This window comes from Glycomyces rhizosphaerae (assembly GCF_042647865.1).
Lineage (GTDB): Bacteria > Actinomycetota > Actinomycetes > Mycobacteriales > Micromonosporaceae > Glycomyces > Glycomyces rhizosphaerae.
The window spans coordinates 648,645-669,795 of record NZ_JBHRWO010000021.1; the positions used below are offsets into that span (position 1 = coordinate 648,645).

Here is a 21,151-nt window from a genome sequence, read left to right on the forward strand (position 1 = left end):
CCGCCTTCGTCTTGCCCGCAGCGTGAGGCTCGCCATGATTTCGCGCAACGCGGGCACAGCGGGCCTGGTCGCGGAGTGATCCCGGTAAAAAGGGCCGACCCCGGATTTGCATGAAAATTCAGCCTCATGCATACTCATAACCATGTCTAAAGTTCTCTCCTCGCTCCCCGTCGGCGAACGCGTCGGCATCGCCTTCTCCGGTGGCCTCGACACCTCGGTGGCGGTCGCCTGGATGCGCGAGAAGGGCGCGGTGCCCTGCACGTACACCGCCGACATCGGCCAGTACGACGAGCCGGACATCGCCTCGATCCCCGGCCGCGCCGCGGCCTACGGCGCGGAGATCGGCCGCCTGGTCGACTGCAAGGCCGGCCTCGTCGAGGAAGGGCTGGCGGCCCTCGCCTGCGGCGCCTTCCACATCAAGTCCGGCGGCCGGACCTACTTCAACACCACCCCGCTCGGGCGGGCCGTGACCGGCACGCTGCTGGTGCGCGCGATGCTCGAGGACGACGTGCAGATCTGGGGCGACGGCTCCACCTACAAGGGCAACGACATCGAGCGGTTCTACCGCTACGGCCTGCTCGCCAACCCGTCGCTGCGGATCTACAAGCCCTGGCTCGACGCCGGCTTCGTCTCCGAGCTCGGCGGCCGGACCGAGATGTCCGAATGGCTCGCCGACCGGAGGCTCCCGTACCGGGACAGCACCGAGAAGGCCTACTCCACGGACGCGAACATCTGGGGCGCGACCCACGAGGCCAAGGCCCTCGAGCACCTCGACGCCGGCATCGAGATCGTCGACCCGATCATGGGCGTCAAGTACTGGGACCCCTTCGTCGAGGTCCCCGCCGAGGACGTGACCGTCGGTTTCGAGCAGGGCCGCCCGGTGACCATCAACGGCAAGGAGTTCGGCTCCGCCGTCGACCTCGTGCTGGAGGCCAACGCGATCGGCGGCCGGCACGGCCTGGGCATGTCCGACCAGATCGAGAACCGGATCATCGAGGCCAAGAGCCGCGGCATCTACGAGGCCCCCGGCATGGCGCTCCTGCACGCCGCGTACGAGCGGCTCGTCAACGCCATCCACAACGAGGACACCCTCGCGATCTACCACGCCGAGGGACGGCGGCTCGGCCGGCTGCTGTACGAGGGCCGCTGGCTCGACCCGCAGGCCCTGATGATCCGCGAGTCGCTCCAGCGGTGGGTCGGCACCGCCGTCACCGGCGAGGTGACCCTGCGGCTGCGGCGCGGCGAGGACTACTCGGTGCTCAACACCTCCGGGCCGGCGTTCAGCTACCACCCGGACAAGCTCTCGATGGAGCGGACCGAGGACTCGGCGTTCGGCCCGAACGACCGCATCGGCCAGCTGACCATGCGCAACCTCGACATCGCCGACTCCCGCGCCAAGCTCGAGCAGTACGCGGGCATCGGCATGGTCGGCAGCTCGCACCCGACGATGATCGGTGCGGCCCAGGCCGCCTCGACCGGTCTGATCGGCGCGATGCCCTCGGGCGGCGCCCTCGCGATCGCCTCACGTGGCGAAGCTCCCGACGAGGAGCTGCTCGACCACGCCGCGCTCGAGTTCGGCACCGACTAACGACCTGCGCCAGTGCCCCGGAGTCCGCGGACTCCGGGGCACTGGTCGTCTCCGGCCGCATTCCCGTTTGACGCCCGCTCATTTTTATGCTTAAAATCTGGCGCGGACCCAGTGACCTCAGAGAGGAGGCGGCGGATGAGCGGCAAGACCCCCAGTGCGCGGAAAGCGAGCATGTCCGACGTCGCCGAACTCGCGGGCGTCTCCACGATGACGGTCTCGAATGTCATCAACCGGCCGGCAGTCGTCTCAGAGGCGACCCGGGAGAAGGTCCACGCCGCGATGCGCGAACTGCGCTACCGCAACAACCTGGTCGCCCGCAGCCTCAGACTCGCGCAGCCGCGCCAGATCGCCTACGTGCTCCCCGCCCAGGACTCGGTGGGCAACCAGTACATGGACGCCTTCGTCCACGATCTCGCCGAGAGCTGCCAGGCCGTCGACCGCAACCTCACCCTCGTCGCCGAGCGGGGCGCCGACGCGCTCCTGACCGCCTGCGAGGACCTCTACTTCGGCCAGTCCGCGGCCGGGTTCGTCATCTCCAACCTGGGCCCCGAGGACCCGCGGCCCGTCGGCCTGCGCAAGCGGGGCATCCCGTTCGCCGCTTACGGCCGCACCGCCGAGGCCTTCGCGAGCCCGTGGAGCTGGGTCGAAGCCGATGCCGCGCAGGGCATCGCGATGGCCGTCGACCACGTCGCCGACCGCGGGCACCGCGAACTGGCGTTCGTGGGCGCGAACCGGGCGATCGTCACCATGGCCCAGCGCGAGATCGGCTACCGGGAGGCCTGCGAGCGCCGCGGGCTCACCGGGTCGCTCGCGCCCGGCCGGATCGTCGAATGCGGCCGCGACCTGGAGACCGGGGTCCGCGCCGCCGCGGCCCTCCTCGATTCTCCCGAGCCGCCGACGGCGATCGTCTGCGTCTCCGACCCCCTCGCCGCCGGGGCCGTCATCACCCTGCAGAGCCGCGGCCTCGCCCCGGGCGCGGACGTGGCCGTCACCGGCTACGACGACACGACGCTCACCTCGTTCGGCACCGTCGGCATCTCCTCGGTCCGCCAGCCCTCGGCCGCCATCGCCGCCGAACTGGTGCGCCTCGTCATCGAACAGCCCGACGAGCCCGAACACCTGCTGCTGCCGCCCGCGCTCGTCGAACGGTCCAGCACCGCCCCGAAGATCTGATGAATCGCGATGGCACTCAACGATTTTTAAGCTCACAATGTGCGAAACCACCAAAGGAGACACACCGCATGTCCAATGAACCGATCCGCGTAGTCGTGTGGGGCGAGAACCGCCACGAGCAGGTCGAGCCCTCCGTGGCCGAGCGCTACCCCGACGGCATGCACGGCGCCATCGCCAAGGGCGTCAGCGAATGGCTCGGCGCCAAGGCCACGATCACCACCCACACCCTCGACGAGCCCGAGCACGGGCTGACCTCCGACGTCCTGGACGCCACGGACGTCCTCGTCTGGTGGGGCCACGCGGCCCACGGCGAGGTCGCCGACGAGATCGTCGAGCGCGTCCACCGCCACGTCCTCGCCGGCATGGGCCTCGTCGTGCTCCACTCCGGACACTGGTCGAAGATCTTCATGAAGCTCATGGGCACCACCTGCACGCTGCGCTGGCGCAGCGAGCACGACCGCGAACTGGTGTGGACCGTGAACCCGCAGCACCCGATCGCCCGCGGCATCCCGAACCCGATCGTCATCCCCGAGCAGGAGATGTACGGCGAGTACTTCGACGTGCCCACCCCGGACGAGCTCATCTTCATCTCGGGCTTCACCGGCGGCGAGGTCTTCCGCAGCGGCATGACCTACCGCCGCGGTTTCGGCCGCATCTTCTACTTCAGCCCCGGCGACCAGGACTTCCCCGTCTACCACCACCCGGACGTGAACCACGTGATCGCCAACGGCATCGAATGGGCCCGCCCGGACCGCGAGCGCGAGACGCCGACCCTGCTGCGCTACGACACCGACGACTTCTTCAACGGCCAGGGCTACCGAGGGGCATTCGAGCGATGAGCTTCCGAACCATCGAAACCGAAGGGCCCCTGCGGCTCGTCGTGGTCGGCGCGGGCGGCATGGGCGGGGCTTGGGCCCGGAACATCGTCGACAGCCCCGACGCAGAGCTCGTGGGGATCGCCGACCTCTACCCGGAGGCCGCCGCGTCGCTCGCCGCCGCGACCGGCATCGAGGGCCTCGCCACGGGCACCGAAGCGATCGAACTCGCGCGGCGAACGGGCGCCGACGCCATCGTGAACGCGACCATTCCCGAAGCGCACCACCCGGTCACGATCGCCGCGCTCAGCGCGGGCCTCCCCGTGCTGGGGGAGAAGCCCGTCGCCGCCACCGTGGCCGAAGGCCTCGCGCTCGCCGCCGCGGCCGAGCGCACCGGGGAGCTGTTCATGGTCAGCCAGAACCGCCGCTACCACCCGGCGCTCCACCAGGCCAAGCAGCGGCTCGCCGGGCTCGGCGCGGTCGGCATCGTCTCAGTCGACTTCTTCCAGTCGCCGCATTTCGGCGGCTTCCGCGACGAGATGGCCAGCCCGCTCCTGCTCGACATGGCCATCCACCAGTTCGACATGGCCCGCTACCTCCTCGACGCCGACCCCGTCTCGGTCTCCTGCGAGGAGTACAACCCGGCCTGGAGCTGGTACGCCGGCGACGCGGCCGCCAACGCGGTCTTCGCGATGGACGGCGGCGCCCGCTTCACGTTCAACGGCTCCTGGTGCAGCCCCGGCCACGAGACCTCCTGGAACGGCTCCTGGCGGATCTCGGCCGAGCGCGGCACCGTGCTGTGGGACGGCGAGAACGACCCGAGCGCCGCCCCCGACGAGCCCTTCGAATCCGGCGAGGACCACGGCCGGGACATCGCGGGTTCCTTGCGGCAGTTCGTAGCCGCACTCCGGGACGGCAGCGAGCCGATGGGGCGCGTGCACGCCAACGTCATGAGCCTCGCTATGGTCGAGGCCGCGACGCAGAGTGCGGCACAGGGGAGGCGGGTCGCGATCGACGACGTGCTCGACCGCTCCTACGACTCTGCGGTCGCGACCGAGCGCGACCCGGAGGTGCTCGCCGTCCTGAAATCGTGGCCTTCCGTCCGGGAGGCCCTGAGCTCTAAGAGGAGCGACAGTGAGTGAATCCCTCAACGTCGGCATGATCGGCTACGCCTTCATGGGCGCGGCCCATTCGCACGCGTGGCGGACCGCGCCGCGCTTCTTCGACCTGCCGCTCGCGCCGCACATGACCGCGCTGGCCGGTCGCGACCCCGAGCGGGTCGCCGCCGCGGCGACGAAGCTGGGCTGGGACTCGAGCGAGACCGACTGGCGCCGCCTGATCGAACGCGACGACATCGACCTCATCGACATCTGCGTCCCCGGGAACCTGCACGCGGAGATCGCCATCGCGGCGCTCGAAGCGGGCAAGCACGTGCTGTGCGAGAAGCCCCTGGCCAACTCCGTCGAGGAGGCCGAGCAGATGACGGCCGCCGCAGAAGCCGCCAAAGCCGAAGGCGTGTACGCCATGTGCGGCTTCTCCTACCGCCGCACGCCGGCGCTCTCGCTCGCGAAGCGCCTGGTCGATTCGGGTGCGCTCGGACCGATCCGCCACGTGCGCGCGCAGTACCTCCAGGACTGGCTCACCGACGAGAACGCGCCGCTGACCTGGCGTCTCGACAAGTCGAAGTCCGGTTCCGGCTCGCTCGGCGACATCGGCGCGCACATCATCGACGCCGCGCAGTGGGTCGCCGGGTCGAACGTCACGGGCGTCTCGGCGATGCTCGAGACCTTCGTGAAGGAGCGCCCGGTCGGCGGCGACTTCGTGGGCCTGGGCGGCCACGGCGGCACTGACGGGCCCAAGGGCCCGGTCACCGTGGACGACGCCGCGATGTTCACGGCCCGCTTCGACGACGGAGCGGTGGGCGTCTTCGAGGCGACCCGTTTCGCGCTCGGGCGCAAGAACGCTATGCGCGTGGAGCTCAACGGCACCAAGGCGTCCCTCGCGTTCGACTTCGAGGACATGAACTCGCTGTGGTTCTACGACGCGTCCGACGAACCGAACGCGGGCTTCCGCCGCATCCAGGCCACCGAGCCCGAGCACCCGTACACGGGCAACTGGTGGCCGGTCGGGCACGGGCTCGGCTACGAGCACGCCTTCACCCACCAGGTCGTGGACCTCGTCGGGGCGATCGCGAGCGGCGAGCAGCCGACGCCGTCCTTCGCGGACGCGCTCCGCGTGCAGAAGGTCCTGGCCGCGGTCGAGGCGAGCGCCGCCGACGAGAGCCGCTGGACCGAGGTCTGATCCCAACGCGCACAACATGAACGAGGCCTGGCCGCGAGAGCGGCCGGGCCTCGATCGTTCCGGTCCGAAGTTCCTCGAAGAAAATCCCAAACAAAGTCTCTGAGGATGTCGAGAAGCGGGGATCGGCGCCGTCCTAGGGTTGTCAGCGGCGAGACGCGCCGCTCGAGACGAAGGATGTGGACATCATGGCCAAGTACCTGCTGCTCAAGCACTACCGCGGCGGCCCGAAGCCCCACCCGAACGCCGAGGCGCCCATGGAGGAGTGGACTCCGGACGAGATCTCGGAGCACATCGCGTTCATGGGCCGGTTCGCGGAGGACCTGCGTGAACGCGGCGAGTTCGTGGACGGGCAGGCGCTCTCCCCGGAGGGCGAGTTCGTGCGCTACGACGGCGAGGGCAGGCCGCCGGTCACGGACGGCCCGTTCGCCGAGACCAAGGACCTCATCGCCGGGTGGATGATCATCGACGTCGAGACGAAGGAGCGCGCCTACGAGGCGGCGGCGGTGCTGTCGTCGGCTCCCGGCCCGGGCGGCAAACCGCTCCACGAGTGGCTCGAAGTCCGGCCGTTCCTGTCCGAGCCGCCGGTGGTCGAGTAGTCCGGTCCGATGATCGACGAAGCACTGCTGCGGGACCTGAGCCCGCAAGTCCTGGGCGTCCTCGTCCGCCGCGGAGCCGACTTCGCGGCGGCCGAGGACGCCGTCCAGGAAGCGCTCGCCGAAGCCGTGCGGCGCTGGGACGGCGGGACTCCCGACGAACCCAAGGCCTGGCTGGTCACCGTCGCCTGGCGCAAGTTCCTGGACGCGCGGCGCTCCGCGTCGGCCCGGGTCCTGCGCGAGGTGGCGGTCCACCGCGAGCCTTCCCCGGGGCCCGCCGAGCAGGCCGACGACACGCTGCTGCTCCTGAGCCGCTGCTGCCACCCGGCCCTCTCCCCGGCGTCGGCGATCAGTCTGACCCTCCGTGCGGTCGGCGGCCTCACCACCGCCCAGATCGCCCGGGCGTTCCTCGTCCCGGAAGCGACGATGGCGCAACGCATCTCGCGCGCCAAGCGGACTCTGGCGGGGGAGCGGTTCGAACAGCCCGGCGATGTGCGCGCCGTGCTGCGCGTGCTCTACCTGATGTTCGACCAGGGCTTCGTGAACCGGGGCTCCACTGGGGACCAAGGTCCCGGCGACACCGACCTGGCCGCCGAAGCGATCCGACTGACGCGGCAACTGGCCGCCTCAGTGCCGCGCGACCCCGAGGCCGCGGGCCTGCTCGCCCTGATGCTGCTGCACCACGCCCGCCGCGCGGCCCGGATCGACCCCTCGGGCCAGCTCGTCCCGCTGCCCCTTCAAGACCGATCCCTTTGGGACACCGCGATGATCGCCGAAGGGGTCGACCTCCTGCAGCACGCGCTCGCGTCCGACCTCCTCGGCGAATACCAGGTGCAGGCCGCGATCGCCGCGCTGCACGACGACGCGGCCTCTGCTGACGAGACCGACTGGCCGCAGATCCTCGAGTGGTACGACGAACTCGCGCGGATCACCCCGGACAACCCCGTCGTCGAACTCAACCGCGCCGTGGCCGTCGGACACGTCGACGGACCCCTCGCCGGACTGCGCCTGATCGAAGCACTCGACCCCGGCCTGCCGCGCCGCGACGCCGTGGCCGCCTACCTGCACGAACGGGCCGGGAACCGCGCCGAGGCCGCGCGCCTCTACGTACTCGCCGCCCGCAGCGCCCCCAGCATCGCCGAGAACGCGCATCTCCTCAAGCAGGCCGCCCGGCTCAACCGGACCGGTTGAGCCGGGCGTTTCGAGGAGGCCGCTCGTGCCGCGGGGATCTGAAGGGCCCGTTCAGTTGTGGAGCAAGCAGCTACGCGGGGTCGGTCTCGCGGCGCGGTTCGGTCCAGAGCCGGTGCAGGCGCTCCGCCAGCTCGCGGGGCCGGGACAGGGCGACCATGTGGCCGCCGTCGATCTCGTCAGGGGTGATGCCGAGGCGGTCGCGGACCTGCGCGCGTGCGAACTCGGGCGGCATGAAGCGGTCGTCGCGGCAGAGCAGGAACCGGGTCGGCACTTCGGGCCAGGCCTTGAGCGGTGTCGGCTCGTCGCCCCTCGCCCAGGACTGGTCGCGGGCGGTCGCATAGGAGGCGGTGATCAGGTCGGCGGGCACACCGTTGTAGAAGAGCTCGATCTCCTTCTCCTCGGTCTCGAAGGAGATGCCCAGATCGTTGTAGCCGCTGGCGCTCCACCAGGCGTTCGGCGCCTCACCCGGCTTGGGGATGAGCGCGGACACGAACACCAGCAGTTCGGCGGGGACACGGGCGGCGACCACCGGGGCGACGAGTCCGCCCCAGGAGTGGGCGACGATGGCGAGGTCGGTGCGGTCGCCGCAGGCCTCGACGACCGCGTCGGCGAGCTCCGAGATGCCGTTCGCGTCGTCCTCGATGGGCAGGTCGACGGCGACCACGTCGTGGCCGAGCTCGCGCAGGACCGGTGCGACGAGGTGCCAGTCCCAGCTGGTGCTGCCGCCGCCGTGGATCAGCACGAAGGTCGCGGACTCGTTCCGGTGCAACATGATCGCTTTCCTCACTACTTGGTCGCAGTACGACGGGGGCGTTCGGTGCTCACGACGAGCGCGACCGCGGCGACGACCACCGCGCCGCCCGCCATGATGGCCGGCGTGACCGCCTCTGACAGGACGAGCCAGCCGAGGAAGACCGCCACCAGGGGATTGACGTAGGCGTAGGTCGCGACGAGCGAGACGGGCACGGCCTGCAGCAGCCAGACATAGGCCGAGAACGCGACCACCGATCCGAACACCACCAGGTAAGCCCATGCGGCCCAGGACTGTGCGGAGTACGCGCCGAGGTCGAGCGGTTCGCCGCTGGCCAGGCCCACTCCGATCAGCAGCGCCCCGCCGATCAGCATCTCGTAGAGCGCGGCGACGAAGGGGTTGCGGGGCATGCGCAACCGCGGTTGCAGCCACGAGCCGAAGGCCCATGACGCCGCCGAGAACACCACCAGTGCCATGGTCCAGAACGGGAAGTCCGCGGCCACGCCGTTCGAGACGAGCAGCGCGGCGAGGCCGACAAAACCCAGGAGCACACCCGCAACGGTGGTCCATTTGGGACGCTCTCCGGACAGCAAGCGGTACAGCAGCACCCACAAGGGCACCACTGCGATCAGCAAGGCGGTGAGACCGGAGGGCGCCCCGCCGTTCTCGGCCACCGTCACCATGCCCTGCCCGAGGACCGGCAGCAGCAGCCCTATCAGCGCGCAAGACAGCAGTTCGGCGCGGGTCACCTTGAGCTTGACCAGGCCGCCGCGGGTCGCCACGATCGCGGCGAGGATGAGTCCGGCGAGCATGAAGCGCGCTCCCGCGGCGAGCATCGGCGGCATGTCCTCCACCATGATCCGGATGCCGAGATAGGTCGATCCCCACACGAGATAGACGATGCCGATGGCGACGCCGACGAGGACGGGCCGAGACGGCGTGCCGAGTCGCGGTTTTCCGCTGGTCGCCGGTTCGGCCTTCGTTGTTGTGGTCATGGACAAGACACTAGGCCGCGCCAAGCATCATGAAAAGCGATATATTTCGATCATCATGATCGCAGAATCCGATGCTCCCTGGAAGGCCTGAGCCCATGTCCCACATCGAGCTTCGGCATCTCGCGACCCTGGCCGCCGTTGTCGACGAGGGCTCGTTCGGGCGGGCGGCCGCCAGGCTCCGGTACACCCAGTCCACGGTGAGCCAGCAGATCGCCGCGCTGGAGAAGGCGGTCGGCGGCGCGGTGTTCGAACGCCCCGGCGGCCCCCGGCCCGTCCGGCTCACCCCGCTCGGCGCCGTGGTGCTGCCCCACGGCCGCGACCTGCTCGCCAAGGCGGCGGCGCTGGCGGAGACCGTCGAACGGTTCCAGGCCGGTGACGGCCGGATCGACATCGGCACCTTCCACAGCGTGTCCAATGTGATCCTTCCGACCGTGGTGCGGCGTCTGCGCGACGAGCACCCCGGCTGCGACATCAGGCTGTTCGAGGACGAGCCGGACCAGCCGCGCATCGGCGATCTCGACCTGCTGTTCTACGACGCCACGTTCGACGCCGCCTCCTTCGATCGCGAAGTCGAGCACCGGAAGCTGCTCGACGACCCCTATCTCCTGGTCGCCGAACGCGGCACCTTTCCCGAAGGGCCCGTGCCACTCGAGCGTCTCGACGGCGAGCCGATGGTGGCGTGGCCGGAGGCCTGCGACCAGCCCCGCATCGAGAAGGCCCTGGCACACCACGACGTCCGGCCGCAGGTCGTGTTCCGCACCGCCGGCAACGAGGCGCTGATGTCCATGGTGCGCGCCGGACTCGGATCGGCGCTGCTGCCGTGGCTCGTCCTCGACGGCACCACCGCCTGGACCGACGACCGCCTCACCGTCCACCCGCTGCTGCCTGCGCTCCCGCCGCGCGAGATCCGCGTCTACTGGCGCGCGGGACGCACGCACGCCCCGCTCGCCGCCCGGGCGATCGAGATCGCCTGCGAAGTCGCCGAAACCACCGCCGAGCGCCTTCAACAACGCGACTGAATCGCAATGGCGGCCAATGCGACCCCCGCAATAAAGCATCGATGCAAATCGAGGGACGACGTTCAGCGGAAACATTCGTCCCGCGCAGGGATCGTTTCGCAGGCTCAAGCCGAGGGCGGCGCCGTGCTGGCGCGGACGACCAGCGTCGTCGCCAGTTCGATGCGGGTCTGCGTCACGGCCTCGCCTGCCGCCAGCTCCAGCAGCAGCTTGGCGGCGGTGGCCCCCATCTCGGCGAACGGCTGGCGCACGGTCGTCATCGCGGGTCCGCACCACCGCGTGTACGAGAGGTCGTCGAAGCCGATCACGCTCAGATCGGAGGGGATGGCGACCCCGGCGATGCGCGCGGCCTCGTAGACCCCCAGCGCCTGCAGATCGTTGCCGCACAGCACGGCGGTCGGAGGATCGGCCAGTCCCAGCAGCTCCCTGCCGACGGCCAGCCCCTCCTCGAACGAGAACCACATGCCCGTGCGGACCAGGCGGCGGTCCAACGGCGCGCCGGCCGCTTCCATTGCGGCGCTGACGCCCTCGAACCGGTCCCGCGCGTTCAACCGCTCGAGCGGCCCGGTGATCACGCCGATCCTGGTGTGGCCGAGGTCGAGCAGGTGCTGCGCGGCGGCGATCGCGCCGTGCCGGTTTCCTGCGGCGACAGAGGGGATCGGGTGCAGCGGCTCACCGGCGGGATCGAGCGCCACCAGCGGGATGCCGCTGGCGGCCAGGAGGGCGTGCTGCTCGGGCGTGAATCCCATGTGGACCACGATCACCCCGGTCGGGCGGCGCGCGAGCAGCTCGCGCGCCCAGCCTCGGCCGGTCGACTCCTCTTGCCGCGCTTCGGTGAAGGCCACCGCCAGCTCGTGCTCGGCGACGACCGTCTTCACTCCCCGCATGACGTCCACCGCGAGCTGGCCGTGCATGCCGTAGAAGACCACTTCCACGCTCGCGGCCCGCGACACCTTCTCCGGGCGGCGGTACCCGTGCTCGCGCAGCAGCCGCTCCACGCGCCCGCGCGTCTCGGCGGCCACGCCCGGACGACCGTTGAGCACCTTCGACACGGTCGGCGCCGACACCCCTGCCAACCGTGCGATCGCCGCCACGGTCAATTGGCTCCGCGTCCGCTCCACGGGCACCGCCGAGACCGGCCCTTCGGCGCTTCGCGCCACCCGTGATTCGCCATGGCGCCCTTCGCTCGCGCGGGTCCTGGACGCGCGGCGCTCGGCGGCCTCGTCGACCAGGCGGGTGCGCACCCGTTCGGCCTCGGCCGCGGCTTCGGGCCCCGCGGGCACCGTCTCCACCAGGTAGCGGCGCTTCTTCGACGCGGGGTCGAGGCCGTCGTAGACCCGCACTCGCAGCGATCCGCTCGGGAGCCGTTCGATCTCGCCACGGGACCGCCGCGAACCTGAGGAACCCTTCATGGAGCGACCCTAGCAGCGTGGAGCAGGTCCTGGAAATCTAAGAAACGCTCCACGAACGGCTCCACGTCAGTCGCAATGCGAGTGTTGACATACCCATATATCGAACTTAATCTATGCGATAACCACGGTGGATCGCACGGTTCCGCCGCTCCCCGAACCGTCGCATGTGGCGCTTCATTCTCGCGCCGCAGAAGGAGGACCCATGACACGTGACCCCTTGGAACCAGGCCAGGACCGATCCGAGGCCGCGGGTTCGCGGTCGTTCCGTCGGCGGTCACTGCTGACTGCGGGCGTCGCGCTCCCGGTACTCGCGGCGGCCGCCCCGGCATCGGCCCAGACCACGGTGGTCGTCGAGCCGGCCACCGTGCAGCAGACCATCCTGGGCTTCGGCGGCATGAACCACACGGTCTGGATCAACGACCTCACCGCCGCCCAGCGCGAGACCGCGTTCGGCAACGGCGCCGGGCAGCTCGGTTTCACCGTGCTGCGCATCCCCGTCCACGAGGACCGGGCGAACTGGAGCCGCGAACTCGCCACGGCACAGCGCGCGAGTGCCCTGGGCGCCAAGGTGATCGCCTCGCCGTGGAACCCGCCGGCCTCCATGACCGAGAGCTTCTCGGGCGGCAAGCGGCTCCGCTACGACCAGTACGGCGCCTACGCGCAGCACCTCAACGACTTCTCCACGTTCATGCGCAACAACGGGGTGAGCCTGTACGGGATCTCGGTGCAGAACGAACCGGACTACGCCGCGGAGTGGACGGCATGGACCCCCACCGAGATCGTCAACTTCCTCCGCAACAACGCCGGATCGATCAACACCAGAGTCATCGCGCCGGAATCGTTCCAGTACCGCAAGAACCTCTCCGACCCGATCCTCAACGACCCCGCCGCTCTGGCCAATGTGGACATCATCGGCGCCCACCTCTACGGCACCCAGGCCGCGGACTTCCCCTACCCGCTCTTCCAGCAGAAGGGCGGCGGCAAGGAGCTGTGGATGACGGAGGTCTACCACCCCAACAGCAGCGACTCGGCCGACCTCTGGCCCGGGGCCCTCGACACCGGCGAGCACCTCCACCGCGCGCTGGTCTACGGCCGGTTCCAGACCTACGTCTGGTGGTACATCCGGCGCAGCTACGGCCCGATGCGCGAGGACGGCCAGATCAGCAAGCGCGGCGCCAACATGGCGCACTTCTCCAAGTGGGTCCGCCCCGGCTACTCCCGGATCACCGCGACCGCGAATCCCCAGTCGAACGTCTTCATCACGGCGTTCAAGAGCGGCGCCAGGATCGTCATCGTCGCCATCAACAAGAACGCCTCGGACGTCTATCTCCCCTTCACCATTCGCGACGCCGGCTCCGGCAGCCTCGCCACCTGGCTCACCGACGCGACCCGCACCCTCGCGCCCTACACCTCGGTCCCCATGACCAACGGCTCTTTCGGCTCCCAACTCCCGGCCCGCAGTATTAGAACATTCGTCTTCGGTTAGTCCTCTTCCTGAAATGGTTGTGTCGGATTTCGGACAGTCCGAGCTTCGCGGTTTCAGTCACGCCGGCTTGCATCTCCCGCAAGATTCGGTGTGAGCGACTCTCGGAGAATCCGGAGTCTGTCAAACACGGGGGTAGAAAATGACGCAGGCACAGCAGCGTCCCGAACTGGACAAGAACCTCGACGCTCGGACGCCGACCATCGAACAGGCGTCGCCGGAGTCCGGCAGCGAGGGCGACACCATCACCATCAGGGGCCGCAACCTGGCCTCGGTGGAGAAGGCCACGTTCCAGGTCGGGCAGGACACTCGCCGCGGCGAGATCGTCCAACGCGGCGAGGACGACCAGGTGAAGGTGCGGGTCCCTCGGGGCCTCGCTGCCGGTGGCGGACAGATCCTGCTGTCCAACTCCACCGGAGAGAGCAACCGGCTCAAGTTCACCGTCCGGTCCTAACCTGACGTAAACAGCCGCTGCCGCCCAGCTTCAACCGAGGCTGGGCGGCAGTGTCATGCGCTCTTCGCATGATGCCCTTGAGGGCCTATCGGCTCCGGGTTCGGCCTCAACGCAAAAGCCCCGGCCTGATCGGCCGGGGCAATGCTTTTGGTGCTCGATACTGGGATCGAACCAGTGACCCCTCGCGTGTGAAGCTGAATTGGCCCATTTTAGATGCCTGGTCAGAGGCATATGCCCAGCTCAAGGCCGAATCGTCCGCGCCCGTGAGAACCCTCGTTGACCTCTGCTGTCCGCTTCATCGGCTCTGGATTTGGCTCTGAGCCGGTGCTATGCAGGCCGCTTAGGCGTTCCCTTGGGACGCGTGCGAATCTGCCTGTCGGTGGCATTGCCTGGTCTGGGGGATAGCCGAGTCGACACCGTGGCAAGGTTTGCCAGGTGCATCGGCGACGTGACCGACCGACCTAGTTGCGACTGCGTGCGCGATGAAGGAGTACGACACTCCCGACGGATTCAGTTCCTTTCGGTTCAGATGGGGTCGACGGACCGCTTCTGAAGGGACTAATACACGCTGAAAGGGCTTCGGATAATCACCATCTCGGTCGAGGAACCAGTGATTTCCGTAATGGTCCCGCCATTTCAGCCTCGATGCAGTGACAGGATTCGAGGCGTCTTCGGGTTCGCAAACTTGGATAATGAAGTGTTCTTGATCATCCGGAAGAATTATCTTCTCAGTTTTAGAGAGGAGCTCGGGATTATCGATGAGCGGTCTTGTGTAAAACTCGAGAGTGACGTCCAAGATTGGATACCCACTGTGATTACTAACCTTTGCATATACCTGATGAGTCTGACCTGATCTACGATTGAACCCCATATCTTGAACCACGAAATCAACGACGATCATATCTGCCAGGGCTTGAAGTTCCCGTTCCAGGTCCTCTTTGCGATCGAGTAGCTGGTGCTTTCTACTTCGTGACGCCAGGAATAGTGCAACGACTACTGCGGCTGCTGAAATGAGTGCGGCGGCAGCTGTTCCATAGGCGGTGATTAGACCAGTTAGTGTGTCATCCTCAGTCCCAAGATGAACATGAATATTGACCATCTGCTAAGGCTACTTGAAAGACAGACGGTGCATGAGTCAAACAGTGCTGCAACCTTGTCGTAGCCGACGCTTGCGGCGGCAAGTAGCCCTATCCGAACCTGCGGCGGTGACGGCGACCGCCACGGTCTCGACCCCGCGGACGCGGACAACGTTCATTCGGCTCCTACGCGATCGGAGCCGGAGTCTCGCGCGATGAAGTCGGTCGGTGGTTCCGAGGTACGCGACGCTTCCCACGTTCCCGCTGTCGCTGCCCTGGCGCCCCTGCGCCCACCCGGCCCGGAGTCGTGCCCGTGCCGGCCGTTCTTCGTCTGGTCCGCCTCGCTGGCGCCGCCGCCGCCCGCGGAACGGCCGGAGGCCGCATGCCCCGGGCGAGCGGCGTGCGCCAGGCGCGCGCAGCGCGCCCTTGATGATGTATAGAAAGTTTGAACACGCACGCCAAGGCGTAACTGAGAATCGGCAACCGCGGAAGCGAGGGAAGTCATGGAGTGTTCGAAGGAACCTCGGCGGGAAGTTTGGCGGTAACAGGACGGAGGCCGAATGATTCGCGGCTCCCCTGAGATCCGTTCGCCATCTCACCTGAGCTGCGGCAGCCGAAACCTTGTCGCCGAGAGCACTCTTTCGCTCTTGCCATCCTGGACGGAGTTTGTTCAAATAGGGAATTAGCGGTTGAGCCAGCCGCGCTGAATCCTGATGATGGGAGTCGCATATGGAGAAATCGGGCGAAGATGATCAATTGCAGATGAATCAACTTCGGCGGCAATTGGCTGTACATCCTGGAAAGATTGCAGACGATCGACGGAGCGAGATTACTCGTTCGTGTGACGTGTTCTTTCGAAATATGAAAGAACTGCACGGCTTGGTGGTGGCTGCTGAGACTGACCAAGAGCTAGCGCTCGAGCTCATTCAGAATGTACGGCCTCCTGACGTAGCTGACGAGTTTTATGGACGGTTGGACCAGCGACTGCAGAACATGATCAGCTCCGCGGTCGCGCTCGTGGAGCACACGAAGAGGCTCTTGGGTAAGTACCCTGATACCGAGTTCGCTGCGGAGTTTGCTCGCCGCAATGAGAAGATCTGGAATTTGTCGAGTTCGAAATTCCTGAGGAACCTTCGAAACTATCTTCTCCATTACGGAATGGTGCCGTTTGATCACACTGTAACGATCAGCTCCAGTGTCATAGACAGCAAAGTACTTCTCAATTGCCAGGCTCTACTAGGCTGGGACAATTGGACCGCTCCTGTGCGGAAGTTTATTGAATCATCGGGCGATTCAATTAGACTTCGTACGGTTATAGAAGAGTATTCGAAACAGATGCAAGATCTGTACGGTTGGATGTTCACCGAATACCGGCGAATTCATGCAGCCGATATCGCCGCAGCTAACGAAATTGTGGCCCGATTCAATCTTGCTCTTACGGGCGGTCGGACAGACGGTCGCGATTATGGCATGGCCCCGAGTAAAGAGGAAATTCGCAAATTCCGTGAATCCCATGCCGAGCCAGATCCTCGGGGCCACCCCTGAAATCCCGAGGAAATTGATCTGCTTCAGTCGGAAGCTGACTAGTTTGCAGATTCTGCGCGCATGAAGAGCACACTAGTCGATCTCTTCGCACCGATGGCATCGCCGGTACGTCCCATTCGGTCCGGTGCCTTGGCGTAGGTTCCCTGGATTGATCCGCTTTCCAGCGGGGCAAGTATCATGATAGTGGTACACATCGGGATCATCAGGATCAGCAGAATAATACGGTGAGACTCTCATTGAAGATTCTCCTATCTGAACGATGGACCCATGTAATATCCTCCGACAGTCTAGGGATGGCTTGTGGTTCGTCGTGGTAATTCCGAGAAATCTTGCATGGGGCCTGAACGAAAACAGGAGAATGTTCCCAATCCTGGCTATATTCCAGCACTTCTTCGTTCATGACCCAACTTGCATGCGATTATCGTGGCGTCGTCCGACGGCTTGTTTCGCGGCCATCGTTCGCCTACGGGATCCGCTTTCTCAACTTCTCGAACGGCGTCGATGATCGCTTGAGGCCCATCGCCGAATGCGACTTTTCCAAACTCTTCCCAGGACACGAGGTGGAAGAGATCCACAGCTCGGGCTGCGCCATCGCTCATGATCACGAGTGCTTCGATCTCTGCGGTCGGGAGTCCGCCGATAAGGGCCTGGTATGCAATTGAGCTGTCTGCGGCAGCTACCCAGAATCCATCAGGCGTGTTACGGGTTGCCAACTCTGCTCGCTTCATCGCCTGAAGGGCAACGTCTTTGCGTGGGTCTCCGATCAGGTACTTGTCGGCTTCTTGCTGTTCGGGAGGGATCGGAAGCCGGCCACGCTGGTCGCTCTTAACGAACCTTCCTTCGGAGGTTTCGAAGAGGATGGTTGCGTCTCCGAGCAAGAGCCACCTCGTTTCCTCCGGGGCAACACTGATGATCGCTACCGCTGCGCTCGGTGTCCCAGGGTGGGTTAGATCGCAGGTTCCACGGTGGCGTTCGGCGACCTCCTCGATAGCAAGTTCGAGGGCGCGCCTGAGGTTTCCCTCCTCGCTGACGTGTGGCTTGAGGGCATTGCCTAGGTTGGTGGCGAACCAGTCTGCACCGTGGATGCATCCTGTATCGGTTCGTGCCGTGGCGCCATCAAGCACGATGGCCGTGGTGGGATCCACCAGGAAGTAGTCCTCGTTCGGCTTCGCTGGTGAACCAGGGCTGCTGTACGCGGTGACCTTCACGTCAGGCGCCGCCCTGCTCGTAGACCTGGCTGAGCGGCTCGACGGTCGTGATCTTGCGGGTCTTCTCGTCGTAGTTGACGGACAAGAGGACCGAGAAGCGCTTGGTCTTGAGCTCGCGGTACAGCTTGCCCACGTTCTCCGAGAGCCACTCTGCAGCTCCAAGCGTTCCCTCAGAGTGAATGCCGGCGGCATAGAGGAATGTGCCGTTGCCGTCGGGACGAGGCAGTCTGCCGATGTAGCCGTAGTCCTGGCTGATGCCCTTGTCGCTCGGGGAGCGGTACTCGACGCCGATGGTCTTGTCGACCAGGTACCAGCCTGTGCTGTCTTCCTTGAACCCAAGGTGTGAATCCGCAGCGAGGACTTGCTCGAGGAAGGGGAGTACTCGCGGGGCGGTCAGAACAACGAGGTTCGGACGGTTGAGATTGACTAGACCAGGAGGAGGAACTTCCTCGTTCACGGCGTCAAGTCCGAGGGCGCTTGCGGCATCAGCAAGAACGTGGAACGCGTTCATCGCTTCTGTCGAGACCACGTACTTCGAAGCGGTATCAGTACGTCCCTGTTCGGGCTTAGTGCCGATCGCGATGGTCAGCGTGCCTGTGCCGAAGAACGCCCGCTCAGGCTTCGCTCCTTGGGCCCGCAGCTGCGAGATCCGGGATCGTGACACTCCGAGGACATCTGCGACATCGATGGCCCGCATGCCGCCGTTGATCAATTCGTCAAGGCCTTCTCGTCTGACTGCGTACACCTTGTTGATCTCGTCGTTGAGCTGATCGACAGCCTTGTGCGCTGCTTTCGTTCGCTCAAGAGGGTCCTTGATCTCACGGAGCGCCCGAGCCACTTGAGGTACCTCGAAGTTGATCGTCATGCCCCCAGCGTACATGAGTAAGGGGGGTAAACAAGTCGGGGATGTGGTGTCACCAGCTGCGTTTTGCCTGCTAGATACCGTGAGTTGCCGCTGTTGTTGAGCTGGGCGAAATTTTCTTGTTGATGGCCCTTGACGGATGTATGACCGCGTGGTTCACTTGGTTTATGCCCCTAAACATCAAGTTGAGGGCAGCGAACGATCTGATCGCGTAGGGCGAATCAGATGGGGATCGAGGCGGTCTCGATCTCCGCTCGGAAGGAAGGTGTTCTCATGCAGAATCTGCCGGTTGACCTGGGTGGTTACAAGCTGATGGTCACGGAAGCTCCGGAGATGAAGACGCGTGTTGACCGCGAGACGGGGCAGGTCGTTCCCTCGATGGGTTACGACTCCGATGAGCCGCAGTATGTGGTGGTGCTGTTCGCGAAGGCCCGTGAGGCGAACGCAAACGGCCGTCGTTCCAAGGGCGAAGAGATCAAGGTGACGCTGCCGCGCGACCCCGGTGACGGGTTCGAAGAGGGCGCGCTTGTCGAGCTGTCCGGCGCGACGGTCTCTCCTTATGAGATCAAGGACGGCGGGCAGATCACGATGTCCGGCCTGTCCTTCAAGGCCCGCACGATCGTCCCCCTCGGGGGCTAACCAGCAGTTGGCGCTGCTGGGTGGCCCTACCTCCTAAAGCTTGCGGGAGCGGCCGGTTTGAGTCCGGCTAGGGCACGGGGCTAGCGGTTCCGTTCGGGTGGATCGAATAGATCTGCGCGTTCGTCTGCTGGCGAGTTGTTTCTGAATTCAACAGTGTGTTTGAGCTTGCCTTTTCCGGGCTGACTCGCCGTCCGCAATAGACACATCGTGTCGCGGTCGCTGGGTTCATTCCTCCACGGGCACAAGGAAGGAGCTGCTTCTCCGTGGAGGTTTGTGCACGTCGAACGTCGATGTGCGGGTCACAAGGAATGAGGTGATCGAATGGCAAATCGAGAGACTCGCGATTGCCCTCTGGCCTCCGAATGCGCGGCCTGCGGCAAACGCCGGGGCCTGGAGGTGCGGGAGATCGAAACGGATGCCGGCCTGGCCTGCGTCACGGTCTGCCGGTCCTGTGCCGATCGGAGTGAGCTGCCGCCGGTCAGTCCGCTGATCGCGCCATTGTGCGTGGAGGCCCATCGGGCCCATGTCGGTCTGGCGGGGGTGGCGCGGTGAGCGAGCTGTCGAAGCTGTTCCGGGATCTGAACCCGTTCGAGCGGGAGGCGCGAGCCCGGGTCGACCAGCACTTGAAAACTATGGGATTGGTTGAGCCGCATTACTACTTCGGCCAGTTTGAGCTGAAGGCGAAGCTCGACACGTTGCGCGATCTTCGGTACTTCGTCGACCAATACGGCGGCGAGATCGACTACGAGGCCGGACGCTCCTGGGATCGCTCGGTCAAGGCCTTCACGGTCGTCCAGATCGAGGGCGTCAAGGTGCACCTGTGCGCTTACGTCTCAGATGAAGAAGCCGAGGCGCACGGCCTGTGGTGAACGGGATCCTGCCGACCGACGTCGAGCGGGTCCGGTCCTCACAGAATCCGGCCGACGTCGACATGTTGTTCCGGCAGGTGCTTGCGGAAGTTGTGCCTGCCGGCACTATCCAGCCTCGCTGGGTCGCTGGTCGCGAGTTGACCGGGATCTTCGAGGGCTACGGGGCGGTGCGGGACTTCGCGGACTGGTGCGATGCCACCGGCGCCGATCCCGGCTTCGAATTCGGACCGCCTCCTGAGGTGGTCTTGTACGCCCAGCATCTGCTGGCCGGTCATGTCGTCCACGTCGAATGCGTCGCCGATCAACACGACGCCGAGACCTGGTTCCGACTCAACCCAAGCGGGCTGTTGTAAACGGCCCCAAGCGAAATGAAAGGAGATGAACCCATGGAGGACTTCTGGTGGGTGTGGCTGGTCCTGGCCGCGTCCCTGCTGCTGAACGTCGCGCTGCTGAAGTTCGCGGCGCGCCGCATCTTCCGCTACTGGACCAACTAACTGACCTGGAGAGCAATGCCTGATTGCTTCGCTGCTCCACCGCCTACGGGGGTCGGTGGGGTTGCGTGGCCACCTGGCCAATCTCCGCGCATAGGAAGGAGAACCGCGTGGAACGCATCGACTGGTTCAAACTCAACGGTCGCTCGAAGCAGAAGTACGAGAACTTCGTCAACGCACTGTCCGCCCTCGGGATGGCCCTGGAGGAAGCCGATCAGCTCGTCAGGGCCTACGGACACGCCTACGACACCGAGAAGCCGACCGGATGGGGCTACGTGGAGCCCGACGAACTCTTCGACGCCGCGGAGGACCTGAACGACTCCATGAACTCGCTGGTCGTCAAGGCCCGCAAGCACGAATCGAAACTCAAGTCCTGGGAATGGACCTAGAAACCCCAGGCGCACAACGGAAAGGACGAACACATGGAACTGAGCCGCCGCAACATCGAGAACACCGCCGCCGCGATCGACCTCGCCATGAAGCAACTGCGCGAGGCCATGGTGGGCCTGCCGGACAAGGAGATGGGATTCAAGCGATCCCACGAGTCCGCCGCCCGCGACGCCGCGCACTTCATGGTGCTGCTGCAGGAAACGGCCCGCATCAACTAGACCCGCTTCGGCCGGTCTGATCCCCCTCGGCACACGGGGACCGAGGGGCGGTCACATCCGCCGAACACTGAACGAAATCCA

General features: G+C 66.0%; 21 protein-coding genes. 16 read left to right on the forward strand and 5 right to left on the reverse strand.

The window, feature by feature from the left end; translation table 11 throughout:
• Nucleotides 1–142: 142 nt before the first annotated feature.
• The 7 genes from argG to ACFO8M_RS23385 all read left to right on the forward strand — a co-directional run bounded on the left by argG (nt 143) and on the right by ACFO8M_RS23385 (nt 7,661).
• The gene (argG, locus tag ACFO8M_RS23355; RefSeq protein WP_387980044.1) at nt 143–1,588 is read left to right on the forward strand and encodes an argininosuccinate synthase; all 1,446 of its coding nucleotides are present in this window, start codon (nt 143–145) and stop codon (nt 1,586–1,588) included.
• Nucleotides 1,589–1,723: 135 nt separating this feature from the next.
• Nucleotides 1,724–2,761 carry a LacI family DNA-binding transcriptional regulator gene (locus ACFO8M_RS23360; protein WP_387980046.1) on the forward strand — a complete coding sequence of 346 codons (1,038 nt, stop codon included), beginning with the start codon at nt 1,724–1,726 and terminating at the stop codon, nt 2,759–2,761.
• A 68-nt stretch (nt 2,762–2,829) separates the two neighbouring features.
• Nucleotides 2,830–3,600 carry a ThuA domain-containing protein gene (locus tag ACFO8M_RS23365; RefSeq protein ID WP_387980047.1) on the forward strand — a complete coding sequence of 257 codons (771 nt, stop codon included), beginning with the start codon at nt 2,830–2,832 and terminating at the stop codon, nt 3,598–3,600.
• Nucleotides 3,597–4,718, forward strand: a complete 1,122-nt coding sequence (locus tag ACFO8M_RS23370; RefSeq protein WP_387980048.1) for a Gfo/Idh/MocA family protein — start codon at nt 3,597–3,599, stop codon at nt 4,716–4,718. Before ACFO8M_RS23365 ends, ACFO8M_RS23370 begins: the two co-directional genes overlap by 4 nt.
• A gap of 16 nt (nt 4,719–4,734) precedes the next feature.
• Nucleotides 4,735–5,877: a Gfo/Idh/MocA family protein gene (locus ACFO8M_RS23375; protein WP_387980799.1), complete on the forward strand. Its 1,143-nt coding sequence runs from the start codon at nt 4,735–4,737 to the stop codon at nt 5,875–5,877.
• A 185-nt stretch (nt 5,878–6,062) separates the two neighbouring features.
• Nucleotides 6,063–6,473: a YciI family protein gene (locus ACFO8M_RS23380; protein ID WP_387980049.1), complete on the forward strand. Its 411-nt coding sequence runs from the start codon at nt 6,063–6,065 to the stop codon at nt 6,471–6,473.
• Nucleotides 6,474–6,485: 12 nt separating this feature from the next.
• Nucleotides 6,486–7,661, forward strand: coding sequence for an RNA polymerase sigma factor (locus ACFO8M_RS23385; protein WP_387980800.1), 1,176 nt, complete (start codon nt 6,486–6,488; stop codon nt 7,659–7,661).
• Between the two features lie 70 nt (nt 7,662–7,731).
• Here the strand turns inward: ACFO8M_RS23385 and ACFO8M_RS23390 are convergent, their stop codons facing one another.
• The gene (locus tag ACFO8M_RS23390) at nt 7,732–8,433 is read right to left on the reverse strand and encodes an alpha/beta fold hydrolase (protein WP_387980051.1); all 702 of its coding nucleotides are present in this window, start codon (nt 8,431–8,433) and stop codon (nt 7,732–7,734) included.
• Between the two features lie 14 nt (nt 8,434–8,447).
• Entirely contained in the window at nt 8,448–9,407 is a 960-nt protein-coding gene (locus ACFO8M_RS23395; protein ID WP_387980052.1) for an EamA family transporter, read from the reverse strand.
• 95 nt (nt 9,408–9,502) lie between these two features.
• On the opposite strand from ACFO8M_RS23395, the gene ACFO8M_RS23400 reads away from it, so the two are divergent.
• Nucleotides 9,503–10,426, forward strand: coding sequence for a LysR family transcriptional regulator (locus ACFO8M_RS23400; RefSeq protein ID WP_387980053.1), 924 nt, complete (start codon nt 9,503–9,505; stop codon nt 10,424–10,426).
• 104 nt (nt 10,427–10,530) lie between these two features.
• Here ACFO8M_RS23400 and ACFO8M_RS23405 read toward each other — a convergent pair whose 3' ends face one another.
• Nucleotides 10,531–11,835, reverse strand: coding sequence for a LacI family DNA-binding transcriptional regulator (locus ACFO8M_RS23405; protein ID WP_387980054.1), 1,305 nt, complete (start codon nt 11,833–11,835; stop codon nt 10,531–10,533).
• Between the two features lie 202 nt (nt 11,836–12,037).
• Here ACFO8M_RS23405 and ACFO8M_RS23410 point away from each other — a divergent pair, with 202 nt between their 5' ends.
• From ACFO8M_RS23410 to ACFO8M_RS23420, 3 genes are all read left to right on the forward strand, one after another.
• Nucleotides 12,038–13,321 (forward strand): glucuronoxylanase, encoded by a 1,284-nt coding sequence (locus ACFO8M_RS23410; RefSeq protein WP_387980055.1) that lies wholly within the window; start codon nt 12,038–12,040, stop codon nt 13,319–13,321.
• 139 nt (nt 13,322–13,460) lie between these two features.
• Nucleotides 13,461–13,772, forward strand: coding sequence for an IPT/TIG domain-containing protein (locus ACFO8M_RS23415; protein ID WP_387980057.1), 312 nt, complete (start codon nt 13,461–13,463; stop codon nt 13,770–13,772).
• 1,805 nt (nt 13,773–15,577) lie between these two features.
• Nucleotides 15,578–16,393, forward strand: a complete 816-nt coding sequence (locus ACFO8M_RS23420; RefSeq protein ID WP_387980058.1) for a hypothetical protein — start codon at nt 15,578–15,580, stop codon at nt 16,391–16,393.
• A gap of 374 nt (nt 16,394–16,767) precedes the next feature.
• Here ACFO8M_RS23420 and ACFO8M_RS23425 read toward each other — a convergent pair whose 3' ends face one another.
• Together ACFO8M_RS23425 and ACFO8M_RS23430 are read right to left on the reverse strand one after the other, a co-directional pair.
• Entirely contained in the window at nt 16,768–17,601 is an 834-nt protein-coding gene (locus ACFO8M_RS23425; RefSeq protein WP_387980060.1) for a protein phosphatase 2C domain-containing protein, read from the reverse strand.
• A 1-nt stretch (nt 17,602) separates the two neighbouring features.
• Nucleotides 17,603–18,466, reverse strand: a complete 864-nt coding sequence (locus ACFO8M_RS23430) for a sigma-70 family RNA polymerase sigma factor (RefSeq protein ID WP_387980062.1) — start codon at nt 18,464–18,466, stop codon at nt 17,603–17,605.
• Nucleotides 18,467–18,736: 270 nt separating this feature from the next.
• Here ACFO8M_RS23430 and ACFO8M_RS23435 point away from each other — a divergent pair, with 270 nt between their 5' ends.
• From ACFO8M_RS23435 to ACFO8M_RS23455, 5 genes are all read left to right on the forward strand, one after another.
• Nucleotides 18,737–19,102, forward strand: a complete 366-nt coding sequence (locus ACFO8M_RS23435) for a hypothetical protein (RefSeq protein ID WP_387980064.1) — start codon at nt 18,737–18,739, stop codon at nt 19,100–19,102.
• 548 nt (nt 19,103–19,650) lie between these two features.
• A complete protein-coding gene (locus tag ACFO8M_RS23440; RefSeq protein ID WP_387980066.1) occupies nt 19,651–19,971 on the forward strand; it encodes a hypothetical protein in 321 nt (106 codons plus the stop codon).
• Complete coding sequence (locus tag ACFO8M_RS23445) at nt 19,965–20,324, forward strand: hypothetical protein (RefSeq protein ID WP_387980068.1); 360 nt, start codon at nt 19,965–19,967, stop codon at nt 20,322–20,324. Before ACFO8M_RS23440 ends, ACFO8M_RS23445 begins: the two co-directional genes overlap by 7 nt.
• 248 nt (nt 20,325–20,572) lie before the next feature.
• Nucleotides 20,573–20,851 (forward strand): hypothetical protein, encoded by a 279-nt coding sequence (locus ACFO8M_RS23450; protein ID WP_387980070.1) that lies wholly within the window; start codon nt 20,573–20,575, stop codon nt 20,849–20,851.
• Nucleotides 20,852–20,884: 33 nt separating this feature from the next.
• Nucleotides 20,885–21,070: a hypothetical protein gene (locus tag ACFO8M_RS23455; protein WP_387980071.1), complete on the forward strand. Its 186-nt coding sequence runs from the start codon at nt 20,885–20,887 to the stop codon at nt 21,068–21,070.
• The last annotated feature ends 81 nt before the right edge of the window (nt 21,071–21,151 follow it).